The sequence below is a fragment of the Saccharopolyspora mangrovi genome, from assembly GCF_035320975.1.
In the GTDB taxonomy this organism is placed as follows: Bacteria; Actinomycetota; Actinomycetes; order Mycobacteriales; family Pseudonocardiaceae; genus Saccharopolyspora; species Saccharopolyspora mangrovi.
The window spans coordinates 190,011-204,476 of sequence record NZ_JAWLNX010000011.1 but is presented as its reverse complement, the minus strand read 5'-3'; the positions used below and the strand labels follow the sequence as shown (position 1 = coordinate 204,476).

At 73.5% G+C, this 14,466-nt stretch carries 16 protein-coding genes; 8 read left to right on the top strand and 8 right to left on the bottom strand.

The window, feature by feature from the left end; all coding sequences use genetic code 11:
- Nucleotides 1-147: 147 nt before the first annotated feature.
- The 3 genes from R4I43_RS17830 to R4I43_RS17820 are packed head-to-tail and all read right to left on the bottom strand — an operon-like array spanning nucleotide 148 to nucleotide 2,311.
- Nucleotides 148-1,038 carry a glycosyltransferase family 2 protein gene (locus R4I43_RS17830; RefSeq protein ID WP_324266759.1) on the bottom strand — a complete coding sequence of 297 codons (891 nt, stop codon included), beginning with the start codon at nucleotides 1,036-1,038 and terminating at the stop codon, nucleotides 148-150.
- 2 nt (nucleotides 1,039-1,040) lie between these two features.
- Nucleotides 1,041-1,457 (bottom strand): GAF domain-containing protein, encoded by a 417-nt coding sequence (locus tag R4I43_RS17825; protein WP_324266758.1) that lies wholly within the window; start codon nucleotides 1,455-1,457, stop codon nucleotides 1,041-1,043.
- Nucleotides 1,454-2,311 carry a glycosyltransferase family 2 protein gene (locus R4I43_RS17820; RefSeq protein ID WP_324266757.1) on the bottom strand — a complete coding sequence of 286 codons (858 nt, stop codon included), beginning with the start codon at nucleotides 2,309-2,311 and terminating at the stop codon, nucleotides 1,454-1,456. The genes R4I43_RS17825 and R4I43_RS17820 overlap by 4 nt, the downstream gene beginning before the upstream one ends.
- A 334-nt stretch (nucleotides 2,312-2,645) precedes the next feature.
- On the opposite strand from R4I43_RS17820, the gene R4I43_RS17815 reads away from it, so the two are divergent.
- From R4I43_RS17815 to R4I43_RS17790, 6 genes are read left to right on the top strand one after another with little or no spacing between them, the layout of a single operon-like run.
- On the top strand, nucleotides 2,646-3,653 hold the full coding sequence (locus R4I43_RS17815; RefSeq protein ID WP_324266756.1) for a glycosyltransferase family 9 protein: 1,008 nt from the start codon (nucleotides 2,646-2,648) through the stop codon (nucleotides 3,651-3,653).
- Nucleotides 3,650-4,657, top strand: coding sequence for a glycosyltransferase (locus R4I43_RS17810; protein ID WP_324266755.1), 1,008 nt, complete (start codon nucleotides 3,650-3,652; stop codon nucleotides 4,655-4,657). The genes R4I43_RS17815 and R4I43_RS17810 overlap by 4 nt, the downstream gene beginning before the upstream one ends.
- A gap of 15 nt (nucleotides 4,658-4,672) precedes the next feature.
- Nucleotides 4,673-6,034: a PfkB family carbohydrate kinase gene (locus R4I43_RS17805; RefSeq protein WP_324266754.1), complete on the top strand. Its 1,362-nt coding sequence runs from the start codon at nucleotides 4,673-4,675 to the stop codon at nucleotides 6,032-6,034.
- Nucleotides 6,018-6,704 carry an SDR family oxidoreductase gene (locus R4I43_RS17800; protein WP_324266753.1) on the top strand — a complete coding sequence of 229 codons (687 nt, stop codon included), beginning with the start codon at nucleotides 6,018-6,020 and terminating at the stop codon, nucleotides 6,702-6,704. The genes R4I43_RS17805 and R4I43_RS17800 overlap by 17 nt, the downstream gene beginning before the upstream one ends.
- Nucleotides 6,695-7,432, top strand: coding sequence for a hypothetical protein (locus tag R4I43_RS17795; RefSeq protein ID WP_324266752.1), 738 nt, complete (start codon nucleotides 6,695-6,697; stop codon nucleotides 7,430-7,432). Before R4I43_RS17800 ends, R4I43_RS17795 begins: the two co-directional genes overlap by 10 nt.
- Nucleotides 7,433-7,461: 29 nt before the next feature.
- Complete coding sequence (locus tag R4I43_RS17790) at nucleotides 7,462-8,751, top strand: UDP-glucose dehydrogenase family protein (protein WP_324266751.1); 1,290 nt, start codon at nucleotides 7,462-7,464, stop codon at nucleotides 8,749-8,751.
- Between the two features lie 5 nt (nucleotides 8,752-8,756).
- On the opposite strand, the gene R4I43_RS17785 is transcribed toward R4I43_RS17790, so the two are convergent.
- A complete protein-coding gene (locus R4I43_RS17785; RefSeq protein ID WP_324266750.1) occupies nucleotides 8,757-9,734 on the bottom strand; it encodes a TIGR03557 family F420-dependent LLM class oxidoreductase in 978 nt (325 codons plus the stop codon).
- 160 nt (nucleotides 9,735-9,894) lie between these two features.
- Here R4I43_RS17785 and R4I43_RS17780 point away from each other — a divergent pair, with 160 nt between their 5' ends.
- A complete protein-coding gene (locus R4I43_RS17780; protein ID WP_324266749.1) occupies nucleotides 9,895-11,916 on the top strand; it encodes a CocE/NonD family hydrolase in 2,022 nt (673 codons plus the stop codon).
- 63 nt (nucleotides 11,917-11,979) lie between these two features.
- On the opposite strand, the gene R4I43_RS17775 is transcribed toward R4I43_RS17780, so the two are convergent.
- Both R4I43_RS17775 and R4I43_RS17770 read right to left on the bottom strand, forming a co-directional pair.
- On the bottom strand, nucleotides 11,980-12,171 hold the full coding sequence (locus tag R4I43_RS17775) for a ubiquitin-like protein Pup (RefSeq protein WP_324266748.1): 192 nt from the start codon (nucleotides 12,169-12,171) through the stop codon (nucleotides 11,980-11,982).
- A 192-nt stretch (nucleotides 12,172-12,363) separates the two neighbouring features.
- Nucleotides 12,364-12,654, bottom strand: a complete 291-nt coding sequence (locus R4I43_RS17770) for a WhiB family transcriptional regulator (protein WP_324266747.1) — start codon at nucleotides 12,652-12,654, stop codon at nucleotides 12,364-12,366.
- Nucleotides 12,655-12,802: 148 nt separating this feature from the next.
- Here R4I43_RS17770 and R4I43_RS17765 point away from each other — a divergent pair, with 148 nt between their 5' ends.
- Nucleotides 12,803-13,549, top strand: coding sequence for an alpha/beta fold hydrolase (locus R4I43_RS17765; RefSeq protein ID WP_324266746.1), 747 nt, complete (start codon nucleotides 12,803-12,805; stop codon nucleotides 13,547-13,549).
- A gap of 4 nt (nucleotides 13,550-13,553) precedes the next feature.
- Here R4I43_RS17765 and R4I43_RS17760 read toward each other — a convergent pair whose 3' ends face one another.
- Nucleotides 13,554-14,018: an ATP-binding protein gene (locus R4I43_RS17760; RefSeq protein WP_324266745.1), complete on the bottom strand. Its 465-nt coding sequence runs from the start codon at nucleotides 14,016-14,018 to the stop codon at nucleotides 13,554-13,556.
- Nucleotides 14,019-14,076: 58 nt separating this feature from the next.
- Nucleotides 14,077-14,451 carry an STAS domain-containing protein gene (locus tag R4I43_RS17755; RefSeq protein WP_324266744.1) on the bottom strand — a complete coding sequence of 125 codons (375 nt, stop codon included), beginning with the start codon at nucleotides 14,449-14,451 and terminating at the stop codon, nucleotides 14,077-14,079.
- Nucleotides 14,452-14,466 lie beyond the last annotated feature (15 nt).

The following is a 14,466-nucleotide window of genomic DNA, read 5'->3' as shown; positions in this document are numbered from 1 at the left end:
GGCGGGGGGGCCCCCCGCCCCGCCGCAGCCGGTCCACCCGCCGGTGCCCGGCAAGGCCACGGTGCGCCCGGAGCGGGGACCGCGGTGGACGCGGCCCGGGCAGCGGCTCACCGGCGGACGACGCCGGATCGCGCGGAAGCGCACGCCTCAGTCCACGTAGCGGCGCGCGGGGGAGCGGCGCTGCGGCTCCTCCAGCAGCCGCAGGCCGCGCTCGACCTCGGCGGGCACGACCCGGCGCTCCCGCAGCACCCACCGCCACTGCCGCAGCGCCTCCAGCGCCGCGGCGGCCGTGCACCGGTCCCTCGGCGCCGAAGCCAGCACCTGGGCGCTGCGGCGCCATGCGCTACCCGCCGGTCGCCGCAGCCACGTGGTCAGCAGCGTGTTGCGGATGCCGAGCCGCCTGCGCCGCCGCGCGTCGCGCGCCCGGGACGGCGCGTGGTGGATCAGCACGTCCGGGTCCCAGCACAACCACCAGCCCCGCGCCGCCAGGTCCAGAGCCAGCAGCTCCTCCTCGCCGCCCAGCCACAACCGCTCGGAGAACCCGCCCGCCTCGCGGAAGGCGCTCACGCGGAAGGTGGTGAGCCCGGCCATCACGCTCAGCAGCGCCGGCCCGGGCAGCCAGTGCGGCGCGGGCACCGGCGAGGTGCGCAGCTCCGGGGTGAGCGGGTCCTCGGTCAGGCGCGGTTCGACCAGGCAGCGGCCCATCACGGCGCCGATGTCCGGGTGGCGGTCGAGCAGCTCGGTGGCCCTGCCCAGCGATCCCGGCTGCCAACGGGTGTCGTCGTCGCAGAAGGTCACGTGCTGCGTGCGGACCCGCTCCACGGCGACGTTGCGGGCGCAGGCGCCGAGGTTGCGGTCCTGCACCAGCAGTTCGACGTCCGGGAAGTGCCGCCGCACGGCCGCGGCCGTGCCGTCGCGGGAGCCGTTGTCGACCGCGATGATCGGCGCCGCGTCGGGCAGCGCGGTCATGTGCTCGAGGGTGCGCAGCAGCTCCTCGCGGCGCTCGTGCGTGGCGATGACCACCGTCGTGCCGAACACGCTCACCACCTCGCCAGCGCGGCCAGCGATCGCCGCACCACGTCCTCGTCGTGCTCGTCGAACGCGTGCGAGCGGTGCGCGTAGAGGCTCAGCGCCCCGGCGGGGAACGCCGGCTCCAGCGGCACGATCAGCAAGCTGTGCACCCGCAGCTCGCGGGCGCGGCGGGCGAAGTCCGGCCAGTAGGTCCGGATCTGGTTGAGGTCGGCGAGCACCGGCCGCTGCGACGCGGCCACGTCCACGCTCGGCCCGGCGCCGTTGCGCAGCTGCGCGATCTCCAGCGACCGGGCCCGCTCGTCGGTGTGGGCGAGCACCGCCGGTTCCGGAGCGGTCGTGCCGAGCACGGCCATGTCCGCGCGCGGGACGCGGTCCAGCAGCGCGCAGAGCCGGGTGGGCTGGGTCGAGATCCGGGAAGTCGTCATGACGTCTGGGACTCCACAGTGGTCAGCTCTCGTTCGACGCGGTCGGGGAGTCGCCGCCTGCGGCGCAGCGCCTCGGGCAACCGCCGCAGCGCTCCCGCCGTGGACCGCCGGGACCGGCGCAGCGCGTGCAGCGTCTCGGACACCGCCGCTGACGGCGACCGGCGCATCCAGGCGATCAGCACGTTGTTGCGCAGCTCCAGGGCTTCGCGATCGGCCCGGCTCAACCGGGCGGGGGAGGGGTGGTGGTGCGCGACGACGTCGTCGGCGTAGACGAGGTCCCACCCCGCGGCCGCGAGATCGCAGGCGAGCAGCTTCTCCTCGGCACCGAAGAACAGCATCGGGTCGAAGCCGCCGACCTCCTCGAACGCGCGTCGTCGCACGACGGCCGCGCACGCGGTGAACCCCAGCACCCGCGGCCCGGGCAGCCCCGGCGAGCCCGGCAGCGGCGAGCGCGCCATCAGCTCGTTGACCGCGTCCGGCCGCTGCTGTGCGCCGACCAGCGTCTTCGCGGCGATCAACCCGACGCCGGGGTGCTCGGCGAAGAGGCGTTCGGCGCGGGGCAGCGCGCCCTGCTCCCACCACGAGTCGTCGTCGCTGAAGGCCACGTACTCCGCCCGGCAGCTCAGGACGCCGAGGTTGCGCGCCGCCGCCCCGAGGTTGTCGGGCGCGCGGATCAGCTCCACCCGCGGGTGCAGCGCGGCGATCGCCTCGGCGGTGCCGTCCGTCGAGGCGTCGTCGACGACCACGACGCGCGGGCACGGGCGCAGCTCTAGCAACATCCGCACGGTGCGGAGGAGTTCGTCACGCCGGTTGCGCGTCGCGATCACCACGTCGGTGTCGATTCGTCCGTCCATTCGGCACTCCCGGAGACCGGCAACGGGCGTCCACGCTCCTGCGGTTACCCGCATCCCGCGCGAAAAACCCCGCAGTCGCTCGCGCAGCGTGCACGAAGACCTCCCGGGCAGCGCCGAACCGCGCGGCATTCGGGCGCGGATGTGTAGGAGAGCCGCTTCGCTGGGTAGCGATGTAGTCGGGCGTCGCGGAATGGCCGCGGAAAGCCGGACGCCGGAACCGACGAACAGCAGCACGACACGCAGGAGGCGTCGCTGTGCTCGTTCCAGTTCTGCACCCAGCACGATTTCGCCACCGCTACCCGGCGGAGGCGCCGCAGCGCGCCGGACGTGCGTCGTGACCAGGCGGGCGCTGGTCGTGCGCCAGGACAACCTCGGCGACGTGCTGCTGGCCGGGCCGGCGGTGCGAGCCGTGGCCGCGCACGCGGAATCCGTCGTCATGCTGGCGGGCCCGCGCGGCGCCGCGGCGGCCGAACTGCTGCCCGGGGTGGACGAGGTCGTGACCCGGTGCGCCCCGTGGATCGACCCGGAACCGCCACCGGTGACCGAGTCCTCGATGCACGAATTCCTCGAAGCGCTGCGCAAGATCGACGCCGACCAAGCGGTGGTGCTCACCTCGTTCCACCAGTCCGCGCTGCCGCTGGCGCTGCTGCTGCGGGTGGCCGGGGTGGAGCGGATCGCGGCGATCAGCGAGGACTACCCGGGCTCGCTGCTCGACGTCCGGCACCGGATCGACGGCGATCCTCCCGAGCCCGAACGCGCGCTGTCGCTGGCGCGCGCCGCCGGATTCGCGCTGCCCAAGGGTGACGACGGGAGGTTGGCGGTGCGCCGCCCGCTGCCCGACGTCAGCCGCCTCGCCGGCGAACCCGGCTACGTGGTGCTGCACCCGGCCGCCTCCGTCCCCGCGAGGCAGTGGCCGATGTTCCGGTGCCGGGCGGCGGTGGTCGAACTGGCCGCCGCCGGGTGGCGCGTGGTGGTCACCGGTGCTCCGTCCGACCGGGAGCTGACCGCCCACGTGGCCGGCCACATCGGCGTCGACCTCGGCGGGCGCACGGATCTGCCGGAGCTGGCGGCGGTTCTCGACGGCGCCGACGCCGTCGTCGCGCCCAACACCGGGCCCGCGCACCTGGCCGCCGCGGTCGGCACACCCGTGGTGTCGCTGTTCGCTCCCGTGGTCAGCGCGGCTCGGTGGGCTCCCTACGGCGTGCGGCGCGTGGTGCTCGGCGAGCAGCTGGCCCCGTGCCGCGACACCCGCGCGCGGTCCTGCCCGGTGCCCGGGCACCCGTGCCTGACGCTGGTGACCCCGGAGGAGGTCGTCGAGGCGGTCCGGGAGGTGACGGCATGACCACCTTCGCCACGCCCGGAACTTCCGCGACCTCCCAGGAGGGCCTGCGGATCCTGGTCTGGCACCGGCACGGGTCGTGGGCGACCGCTTTCGTGCAGGGCCCGCACACCTACCTGGTGCCGGTCACCGCCGATCGCGGCCCCGACGGGCGAGGTCGCTCGCAGACGGTGTCCTGGCCGGACAACGCGGTCGAGGTCGAGCCCGGCCGGTTGCGCGACGAGGACATCGATGTCGTGGTGCTGCAACGGCCCGGCGAGCTCGAACTCACGCGGCTGTGGACCGGCCGCCGACCCGGCGTCGACGTCCCGGCCGTCTACGTCGAGCACGACACGCCGCGCGGCCCCGCAGGACCCGACCGGCACCCGGTGGCCGACCGCGAGGACATCCCGATCGCGCACGTCACCCACTTCAACCAGATGTGGTGGGACAGCGGACGCGCGCCGAACACCGTCATCGAGCACGGCATCGTCGACCCCGGCCACCGCTGGACCGGCACCGTGCCGCACGCGGGGGTCGTGGTCAACGAGCCGGTGCGGCGCAGCCACATCGCCGGGACCGACCTGCTTCCGCGGCTCAGCCGAGGCGCGCCGCTGGACGTGTTCGGCATGCGGGTCCGGGAACTCCCGGACGTGCTCGGCTGCGACCGCATCATCCCGCACGAGGACCTGCCGCAGCCCAAGATGCACGCCGAGCTGGCCGCCCGCCGCGTCTACCTGCACCCCTACCGGTGGACCTCGCTGGGCCTGGCGCTGCTGGAGGCCATGCACCTGGGCATGCCGATCGTGGCCGTCGCGGCCACCGAGGTCGTCGAAGCCGTGCCGCCGGAGGCCGGAGCGATCTCGACCCGCGTCGACACCCTCATCGACGCGGTCACGACCTTCACCGCCGATCCCGACCGCGCTCGGGAGGCGGGCAACGCGGCCCGCCGGGCGGCGCTGCGGCGGTACTCGCTGGACAGATTCCTGGCCGACTGGACCGCGCTTCTGCACGAAGTGCGCCGGTGACCCGAGGAGGTCGACGTGAAGCTCGTCATCCTGGGCGACGCCCTGCTGGACCTGGACCTGACCGGGAGCGCGTCCCGGCTGTGCCCCGACGCGCCGGTCCCGGTGGTCGACGTCGAGTCGCGACGCGGCAGGCCCGGCGGTGCCGCGCTGGCGGCGCTGCTCGCCGCGAGCCAAGGCGCCGAGGTGACCCTGATCAGCGGGCGCGGCACCGACCCCGCCGGCTACGAGCTCGATCGCCTGCTGCCGGCCGGGATCCGCCTGGTGGACCTGCCCTTCACAGGAGGCACGCCCAGCAAGACCCGGGTGCGGGCCGGGGGCCAATCGGTGGTGCGGCTCGACGCCGGGGCGGGAACCGTTCCGGACGTGGCTCCGGGCCCGGCGGTCGTGCGGGAACTGCGCAGCGCCGATGCGGTGCTCGTGGCCGACTACGGCCGCGGTGCGGCGAGCAACTCGCGACTGCGCCACGAGCTGTCCCGGCTGCCGCCCGGCACACCGCTGGTCTGGGACCCGCACCCCCGCGGAGCCGTGCCCGTGGCCAGATCGGATCTCGCGGTGCCCAACGAATCCGAGGCCGCCCGCTTCAGCGGCGTGACCGCGCAACCGGCCGGTGCGATGGAGCTGTGGCGGCAGTGGGAGTGCGGCGCGGTCGCGGTGACCACGGGCGAGCGCGGCGCGGCGCTGGCCCCCGGCGGCGAGCTGATCGCCGCTCCTGCACTCGACACCGCGACCGACACCTGCGGTGCGGGCGACGGCTTCTCGGTGGCGGCCGCCCTCGCCCTGGCGCGCGGGGAGTCCACATCGGACGCCGTCGCGGACGCGGTGCTGGCGGCCACCCGGTTCGTCGCCGCCGGCGGAGCCGGTGCCTGGGCCGCGAGCGAGCAACCCGCGTCCGAAACCGGCCTGGACGTGGTCGAACGGGTGCGGGAGCGCGGCGGCAGGCTCGTCGCGGCCGGCGGCTGCTTCGACCTGCTGCACCCCGGCCACGTCAACCTGCTCAACCAGGCCCGGCGGCTCGGCGACGCGCTCGTCGTCTGCCTCAACTCCGACGCCTCGGTGCGCAGGCTCAAGGGCCCGCCGCGCCCGCTGGTGGGGGTGGAAGACCGCAAGTGCCTGCTGGAGGCCCTCGAATCCGTCGACGCCGTCGCCGTTTTCGAGGAGACCACGCCGTGCTCCCTGCTGGCCGAGCTCCGACCCGACGTGTGGGTCAAGGGCGGTGACTACGAACCGTCCCGGATGCCCGAGGCCGGCGTCGTCGAGCAGTGCGGCGGCGAGGTCGTCCGGGTACCGCTCACCGACGGGTACTCGACCACCCGGATGTTGCGAAACCTGCTGGAACTGGACGGGAATCGGGAGGAACTCCATGAACGGGCCGGGTAATGTCGTGATCACCGGAGGCGCCTCGGGCCTCGGCGCTGCGGTCGTCGAGGCGGTGACGGCGGCCGGTGGCACGCCGCTGGTGCTGGACCGCGAGGTGCCCTCGGCCCCGGTCAAGCACGCCCAGGTCGACCTGGGGAACCGGCGCGAGGCGGAGCGGGCCGTGCGCGAGATGGCCGACACCGTCGGCGGTCTCGACGGCGTGTTCACCGCCGCCGGCATCGACTCCTGCGGTTCGCTGAGCTCGGTGCCGGCCGAGGACTGGGAGCGCGTGGTGGAGGTCAACCTGCTGGGCACCGCCGCTGTCGTGCGCGCCGCGCTGCCGCACCTGGAGGAGAGCGGCGGCACGGTGGTCACCTGCTCGTCCACGCTGGGGCTCAAAGGCCTGCCGGACGCGACCGCCTACTGCGCCTCGAAGTTCGGCGTGGTCGGCTTCTCCCGCGCGCTGGCGGCCGAGCTCAGCGGCCGCGTCGGGGTGACGATGCTGGTGCCCGGTGGGATGCGCACCGCGTTCTTCGACGGCAGGCCGGAGCAGTACAAGCCGCCGCAGGACGCCAAGCTCAACCGGCCCGAGCACGTCGCCGAGGCCGTCCTGTTCGCGCTGCGCCAACCGGCCGGCTGCGAGGTCCGCGAACTGGTCGTCTGCCACTCCGAGGAGTCGTCATGGCCGTGAGGGAACCGCGAGCTCGCGTGCTCGGCGAGGGACTGACCGCCGTCGCGGTCGCCACCGGCTTGGCCTGGTGCGGTGTCCGGGTGAGCTGCGCGCGCCCGGACCCCGCGGTGGTGGCGAGCGAGCCGTGGCTTCCGGAGGTGCTGCGGTGCCTGCACCGCAGCGGCGCCCTGAGCTTCGGTGAGCTCGCCGCCATCGACGCCGTGTTCGTCTGCGGCGCCGACGAGCCCACCGCCCCACCGCGCAGCTCCGTGATCAACTGCGTGCTGCCGCCGTGGGAGTCCACCCGGGACCTCCAGGAGGCGTTGGGCAGGCCGGTCGTGAGCAACCCGCAGCAGCTGCGGGAAGGCTCCGCGCTGGAGGACTTCCTGAGCGCGGACTGCCAGGTCCTCGGCGCCGACGACGCCGAGACGCTGGTGCGCGCCGACGTGGTGCTGGCCCGCCTGCCCGCCTCTCCGCTGCACTGCGACGTCGACAGCGCCGACCTGGTGCCGCACGCCACCGCCGGGCTGCTCGCCGTCGAGCGGCAGTTCTTCGACGAGCTGGCCCAGCTGTGCCGCGCGGTCGGGGCGGACGTGGACCGGGTGATCGAGTGCGTCCGCGCCGACCCGCGCATCGGCCCGGACCCGGACACCGAGCCCCGCGCGACGTCGTCGCGGCGCGCGCCCACCGCGCGGCTGTGCGAGGAGCACCCGCCCCCGGTGCTCGCGGAGCTCGAAACCCTGCGCTGAGGAGCCGTTCTCGCGGGAGGGGGCCCATCATGGAATCGCGCCGGATCGCGGTGGTCGGCTGCGGCTACGTCGGCCTCACCACGGGTGCCTGCCTGGCCAAGCTGGGCCACGAGGTGAGCTGCTGCGACGTCGACGGCGAGAAGATCGCCCGGCTGCGGCGGGGCGAGGTGGACATCCGCGAGCCCGGTCTCGGCGAGCTCGTCGCGGAAGGCGCGGCGACGGGCGGGCTCCGGTTCACCCGCGACAACCGGCAGGCGGTCTCCGGCGCCGAGGTCGTGCTCCTGTGCCTGCCGACGCCGATGGGCGCCGACGGCGACGCCGACCTCGGCGCCGTCGAATCGGTCGTCGGCGACATCCGCGCGCTGCTGGCGCGCGGGGCGGTGGTGGTGACCAAGTCGACCGTGCCCGTGGGCACCGCCGAGCGCCTCGGCCGGTTGCTGGGCCGCGAGGACGTGGCGGTGGTCAGCAACCCGGAGTTCCTGCGGGAGGGGCACGCCGTCGAGGACTTCCTCAACCCGGACCGCGTGGTCGTCGGCGCCGACGAGCCGCGCGCGGCCGAGCTCGTCGCCGGTCTGTACTCGCCGCTGGGCGCGCGCACGGTGCTCATCGACCCGGTCAGCGCGGAGCTCGTCAAGTACGCCTCCAACGGCTTCCTGGCCACCAAGCTCTCCTACGTCAACGACCTCGCCGAGCTCTGCGAGCGCACCGGTGGCGACGTCGAGGCGGTCACCGAGGGGATGAAGCGCGATCACCGCATCGCACCGTCGTTCCTGCGCGCCGGGCCCGGGTGGGGCGGTTCGTGCCTGCCGAAGGACACCGCGGCCCTGCTCCGCACCGCCGACACCGCCAGCGTGGAGCTGCCGCTGCTGCGCGCCGCGGTCCGCGCGAACGGGCACCACCAGGCCCGAGTGGCCGACAAGGTGGTCGACCGCTGCGGCGGTGACGTGGCGGGCGCGCGGATCGGCCTGCTGGGCCTGACGTTCAAGGCGGGCACCGGCGACCTGCGCGACTCGCCCGCGCTCGCGATCGCCCGGCTGCTGGCCGACCGGGGCGCGCAGCTGCGCGGCTACGACCCGGAGTGCGCGCAGCTGTCCGCGGTGGCCGGAGTCCGCTGCGTCGGCGACGCCTACCTGGCCGCCGAGGACGCGGACGCCCTGGTGCTGCTGACCGACTGGCCCGAGTTCGCGGAGCTGGACTGGGCGAAGGTCGCCGAGGTCATGCGAGCGCCGGTGCTGGTCGACGCCCGCAACCAGCTCGACCCGCGCGAGCCCGGCCGCGCGGGGATCACCTGGCGAGGAACCGGCCGCACGCTGCGCTGAGGCGCTCAGCCGCCGGCGGCCTCGCGGAGCGCGGGCAGCAGCTTCCCGCGGGCGAAGCCGAAGAAGCCCGCCGGGTCCTCGTCCACACCGACCTGCACCAGCGCGATGTCGGTGAAGCCGGCCTCCCAGTAGGCCGAGACGGACTCGACGATCTTGTCGACGTCCGGGCCGCAGGGAATGCCCGCGGTGACGTCCTCGACGCGCACGTGCTGGGTGGCCGCGGCGAAACCAGACGTGCCGGGCAGTTCGGCGTTGACCTTCCAGCCGCCGGCGAACCAGCGCAGCTGCGACCAGGCGCGCTTGGCGGCGGCCTCGGCGGAGGGGTCCCAGCAGATCGGTTGCTGCCCGTACTTGCGCTGCTCACCGCCGGCCGCGGCGTCCCAGCCCCGGCACAGCGCGGCCTCGGGCTGGACCGCGATCATCGCGTCCGACAGCGGGGCGAACTTCTGCACCGACTGCTCGCCCGACACGGCGGTGGCGATCGGCACCCGCTGGTCGGGCCGGTCCCACAACTTCGCCGAGTCCACCCGGTAGTGGTCGCCGCGGAAGTCGACGTAGCCGCCCTCGAACAGCGACGAGATGATCCGCAGCGCCTCGTCGAGCATCTCGTGCCGCACGTTCACCGGCGGCCAGCCGCGGCCGATGACGTGCTCGTTGAGGTTCTCCCCGGAGCCGACGCCGAGCGTGAACCGGTTGTCCGACAGCAATCCGATCGTGGCGGCCTTCTGCGCGACGACGGCGGGGTGGTACCGCATGATCGGCGCGGTCACGAAGCTCAGCAGGTCCATGCTCTCGGTCGTCTGCGTGACCGCTCCGAGCACGCTCCACGCGTAGGGGGAGTGGCCCTGCTCGTCCAGCCACGGCGAGTAGTGGTCGCTCATGACCGCGAAGTCGAAGCCCGCCCGCTCGGCGGCGGCTGCCTGCTTGACCAGCTCGCGCGGCCCCGACTGCTCCGTCATCAGCGTGTACCCGAACCGAACCATGCTGCAGTCCTCCACCCACCGGGCTCCGTCGGCAGTCCTGTTCCGCGAGTAACCGCTGCGCCGCGTGGTGAAACGTGGCCCGATCGGGCATGGCCGGATCGATTGGTGGGTAGGTCAGCGGGTGGTGCCTGGGACCCGCCGTGACGACAGAGGAGGACGTGTGCGCGAGGTGAGCGAGCTCCCGCTCGAGACCAAGCAGGAGGAGATCTGGATCCCGCTGGCGGACGGGACCCGGCTATCCGGCCGCCTCTGGCGGCCCGTGGCCTCGGACACCGAGCCGGTCCCCGCGGTGCTGGAGTTCATCCCGTACCGGCAGCGCGACCTCACCGCGATCCGCGACTCGATCCACCACCCGTACCTGGCCGGGCACGGCTACGCCTGCGCGCGCGTGGACCTGCGCGGCAGCGGCGAATCCGACGGCGTGCTCACCGACGAATACCTGGAGCTCGAACTCTCCGACGCCGAGGAGGTGCTGGCCTGGCTGGCCGAGCAGTCCTGGTGCAGCGGCCGGACCGGCATGATGGGCATCTCCTGGGGCGGCTTCAACGCCCTGCAGGTCGCCGCGCGCCGCCCGGAGAGCCTGGGCGCGATCGCCGCGCTGTGCTGCGCCGACGACCGCTACGCCGACGACGTGCACTACATGGGCGGGTGCCTGCTCAGCGACAACCTGTCGTGGGCGAGCACCATGTTCTCCTACAACTCCTGCCCGCCCGATCCGGCGGTGGTCGGCGACCGCTGGGAGGAGATGTGGCGCGAGCGCATGGAGGACAGCGGCCTGTGGCTGGACACCTGGCTGCGCCACCAGCGCCGCGACGACTACTGGCGGCACGGCTCGATCTGCGAGGACTTCTCCGACGTCGGCTGCCCGGTGCTGGCGGTCAGCGGCTGGGCCGACGGCTATTCCAACGCGGTGTTCCGCCTGATGCAGAACCTCGACGTGCCGCGCCGCGGCCTGATCGGGCCGTGGTCGCACAAGTACCCGCACCTGGGCCGGCCGGGCCCGGCCATCGGATTCCTGCAGGAGCTCGTGCGCTGGTGGGACCGCTGGCTCAAGGACGTCGACAACGGCGTGATGGACGAGCCGATGCTGTGCACCTGGATGCAGGAGAGCATGCCGCCCTCCACCAGCTACGAGGACCGGCCCGGCCGCTGGGTCGGCGAGCCGTCGTGGCCCTCTCCGCACGTGCACCGCACCCGATTCCCGTTGGCGCAGAACACGATCGCCCGACCGGGGGAGGAGCGCCGGAGCCCGCCGGTGACGGTGTGCTCACCGCTGTCGGTCGGGCAGTACGGCGGCAAGTGGTGCTCCTACAACGCGCCGCCGGACCTGCCCTACGACCAGCGCGAGGAGGACGGCGGTTCGCTGGTGTTCGGCACCGACCCGCTCGAGGAGCGCTGCGAGATCCTCGGCGGCCCGCTGCTGGACGTCTGCGTCGAGGTCGACCGCCCGGTGGCGATGCTGGCCGCGCGGCTGTCCGACGTCAGCCCGGAGGGCCAGGCCACGCGCGTGACCTACGGGCTGCTCAACCTGACCCACCGCGACGGCCACGACGAGCCGAAGCCGCTGGAACCCGGTGTGCGCTACCAGGTTCAGCTGCGGCTCAACGGTGTCGCGCAGGCCTTCCCGGCGGGCCACCGCATCCGGCTGGCGCTGTCCACTTCGTACTGGCCGCTGGCCTGGCCACCGCCGGAGCCGGTGCGGTTGACCATCCACCCGGAGGACAGCGAACTGGAACTGCCGCTGCGACCGCCGGAGGAGGCCGACGAGCTCCCCACGCCGCTGTTCGGCGAGCCCGAGGGCACGCCGCCGGTGCAGGCCAAGCAGATCACCCCCGGTCAGGAGCAGTGGCAGGTGAGCAGGGACCTCGTCGACTACCGGTCGTCGCTGGAGGTCATCAAGGACCTGGGCCAGGTGCGCTTCGACGACATCGACCTCGACGTCCACCGGCGCGCCGTCGAGCGCTACAGCTGGGTCGGCGAGGACTTCGACTCCGTGCGCGGCGAGACCGAGTGGACGCTGCGGTTCGCCCGAGGCGACTGGGCGGTGCGCACCAGCACGCGCACCGCCCTCACCTCGACACCGCACGAGTTCCGGCTGCACGCCGAGCTGGACGGCTACCTCGGTGGCGAGCGGGTGTTCTCGAAGAACTGGGACCGCCGCATCCCGCGGGATCACGTGTGACGAAAGAGGGCTCGGCGCCGGGAGGAACGTTCCCGGCGCCGAGCCTCGAGCTGAACGCGGTCGTCATTGACCGCTCTTCTGGACGTAGCCGCGGACGAACTCCTCGGGGGCGTCCTCCAGGACGTCGTCGATCTCGTCCAGCAGGTCGTCGGTCTCCTCGTCGAGCTGCTCGCGCCGCTCCCGACCGGACGTCGTCGGAGCCCCGGCGGCCTCGTCGTCGTCCTTCGGCGGTGTGCGCGGTCGTTCCTGGTGCATTGTCGCCTCCACGATGGCCAGCGGTGCCTACCGTCGCGCAATACCCCTTGCGGCGCACGGATAATCTCAGCGCCGTCGCGGGATCGCCTCGCTCAGCGGTGCGGGGAGCGGAAAAGCTCCGAAGAGGACAGCGCAGCCGTGCATGAGCACCCACGCCTGCAACTGCCGCTCGCACCGCACATCGGAGGAGTCCTAGGCCGCCGCGTTGCGGCGGTGGCCGAGCAGGGCGCGGCGTTCCTGCTCGCCGAGCCCACCCCACACGCCGTAGGGCTCGTGCGCCTTGAGGGCGTGCTCCCGGCACTGCGCGATGACCGGGCAGCGCCGGCACACGGCCTTGGCCTGCCGCTCGCGCTCGGCGCGCCGCTCACCCCGCTCGTTGTCGGGGTGGAAGAAGCGGCTGGTCCTGAGGTCTCGGCAAGCCGCGTGCAGCTGCCAGTGCCAGGATTCACTGGTGGGCTTCGGAAGCCGAGTCGTGGCGGTCATCTTTCGCCCCAATCGCGAGGTTGCGTTGATCATCCGGTCGGCCGTCGGAATACCCGGACGATCCACCGCTCACACGTCCGCGCTCGGACAAGGCGGTGATTCCTCGGCCCGCACGACGCCGCAGGTCCGCTGACCGGGGAGGATTCGCATGCAGCGCACCCGCATCGGCCTGGAGCGCCCGGACCTCTCGCCCGGGGGCCTGGTGGCCTGGCACGTGGGCGGAACGCGCCCGCCGCTGGTGTGCGTGCACGGAGCCGGTGTCTCCAGTCGCGAACTGCTGCCCTTCGTGGCCGGACGTTCCGGCATTCGCGAGACGTGGGCGGTGGACCTGCCGGGCTTCGGCGCGAGCAGCGGGCCTCCCCGGCCGCTCGGCCTCGCCGGACTGGCCCAGGCGGTCGAGGCGTGGCGGGACGCGGCCGGGCTCGGCGAGGTGACCTTGCTGGGGTGCTCCTTCGGCTGCCAGATCGCGGTCGAAACGGCGCTGCGCGCCCCGGAGAACGTGCGCGGCCTCGTCCTGGTCGGGCCGACCACCGATCCGCTGGCCCGCAGCGCAGCGGGACAGCTGCGGCGGTGGCTGCGCAATTCCCGCCACGAACCGCGCGGGCTGGCGCCGCTGACCTTCCGCGACTACCGCGAAGCCGGATTCCGCCGCGTGGTGAGCAGTTTCGCCGAGTCGATCCGCGACCGCGTCGAGGACAAGCTGCCCGCGATCGACGTCCCGGTCCTGGTGATCAGAGGGGAGCACGACGAGCTCGTCCCGCACGGCTGGGCGCAGCGGGTGACCTCCCTGCTGCCCGGAGGCCGCCTGGTCACCTGGCCCGGAGCCGCCCACATGGTGCCCTACGCGGCACCGCGCGAATTCGGAGATCTCGTCGAGGAATTCCTCACCGGCTGAGCGCTCAGGCGTCGGCGGAGGCCATGTCGTCGTCGCTGTGGCGCACCGGCACGGCCCAGCGCATCTGGACGCGCGTGCCGTGCTCGCCGGAGGTCACCACGGCCTCGTCGGCGAGCCGTTCGATCAGCGGCAGGCCGCGCTTGCGCTGCGGGTCGCTCTCGTGCGGCGGGCGCCAGGCGCCGTGGTCGGTGACCGTGACCTCTATCGCGGCCGCGCTGCGGACGGCGTCCACGTCCAGGAAACCCGCAGCGCCCCCGTAGGCGTGCTCGACGGCGTTGGCCATCGCCTCGTAGGTGGCCAGTGCCAGGGACTCGGCGATCTCGCCGCCGAGCCCCGCGGCACGGGCCCACTCATCCACTTCGTCGCGCAGCACCGGCAGGTTGCCGGCGGAGGCGGGCACGCCGTGACGGCGGAGGTCACCGACGTCCCCGGAGTTCGACCCCGGCCCGCCTGACTGAGCGGGTGCCATAGATGCGTCCTAACAGTTCGGGCTCGATCGCAGCTCTAGGGTAGGCGTTCCTGCCCGGTCACAAACCCTTCGCGCCGGCCAGCGCCCCTTCACGATCGGCGAAGACCTCGAACTCCTGATCCAGCCCCATGAGCTGGATGGGACGCCGGGTCGCCGGGTTGTCGGCGACCACGCCGAACCGGATGCCCGCCGCCTCGGCGTTGCGGTGCGTGCGCACCAGCACGGCCAGTCCCGCCGAGGACAGGAACGTGACAGCCGTGATGTCGAGCACCAGCACGTTCGGCCGGTCCTCGGCCGCCTGGTCCAAGACGGACTCCAGCTGAGGTGCGTTGATCAGCTCGACCTCGCCGGTCGCGGTGACGAACAGCGTTCGACCCGACCACTCGGTCACCGCGCTGAATGGTGCTTGGTGTTCGTTGATGTCGGGATCCATGTTCCCCATGATGCT

Bases quoted from the DNA above. Each gene is read 5' to 3' on its own strand.
- R4I43_RS17800 (WP_324266753.1), top strand. From the start codon at position 6,018: ATGAACGGGCCGGGTAATGTCGTGATCACCGGAGGCGCCTCGGGCCTC.
- R4I43_RS17825 (WP_324266758.1), bottom strand. From the start codon at position 1,457: ATGACGACTTCCCGGATCTCGACCCAGCCCACCCGGCTCTGCGCGCTG.
- R4I43_RS17795 (WP_324266752.1), top strand. From the start codon at position 6,695: ATGGCCGTGAGGGAACCGCGAGCTCGCGTGCTCGGCGAGGGACTGACC.
- R4I43_RS17765 (WP_324266746.1), top strand. From the start codon at position 12,803: ATGCAGCGCACCCGCATCGGCCTGGAGCGCCCGGACCTCTCGCCCGGG.
- R4I43_RS17755 (WP_324266744.1), bottom strand. From the start codon at position 14,451: ATGGATCCCGACATCAACGAACACCAAGCACCATTCAGCGCGGTGACC.
- R4I43_RS17790 (WP_324266751.1), top strand. From the start codon at position 7,462: ATGGAATCGCGCCGGATCGCGGTGGTCGGCTGCGGCTACGTCGGCCTC.
- R4I43_RS17775 (WP_324266748.1), bottom strand. From the start codon at position 12,171: ATGCACCAGGAACGACCGCGCACACCGCCGAAGGACGACGACGAGGCC.
- R4I43_RS17760 (WP_324266745.1), bottom strand. From the start codon at position 14,018: ATGGCACCCGCTCAGTCAGGCGGGCCGGGGTCGAACTCCGGGGACGTC.
- R4I43_RS17820 (WP_324266757.1), bottom strand. From the start codon at position 2,311: ATGGACGGACGAATCGACACCGACGTGGTGATCGCGACGCGCAACCGG.
- R4I43_RS17785 (WP_324266750.1), bottom strand. From the start codon at position 9,734: ATGGTTCGGTTCGGGTACACGCTGATGACGGAGCAGTCGGGGCCGCGC.
- R4I43_RS17770 (WP_324266747.1), bottom strand. From the start codon at position 12,654: ATGACCGCCACGACTCGGCTTCCGAAGCCCACCAGTGAATCCTGGCAC.
- R4I43_RS17810 (WP_324266755.1), top strand. From the start codon at position 3,650: ATGACCACCTTCGCCACGCCCGGAACTTCCGCGACCTCCCAGGAGGGC.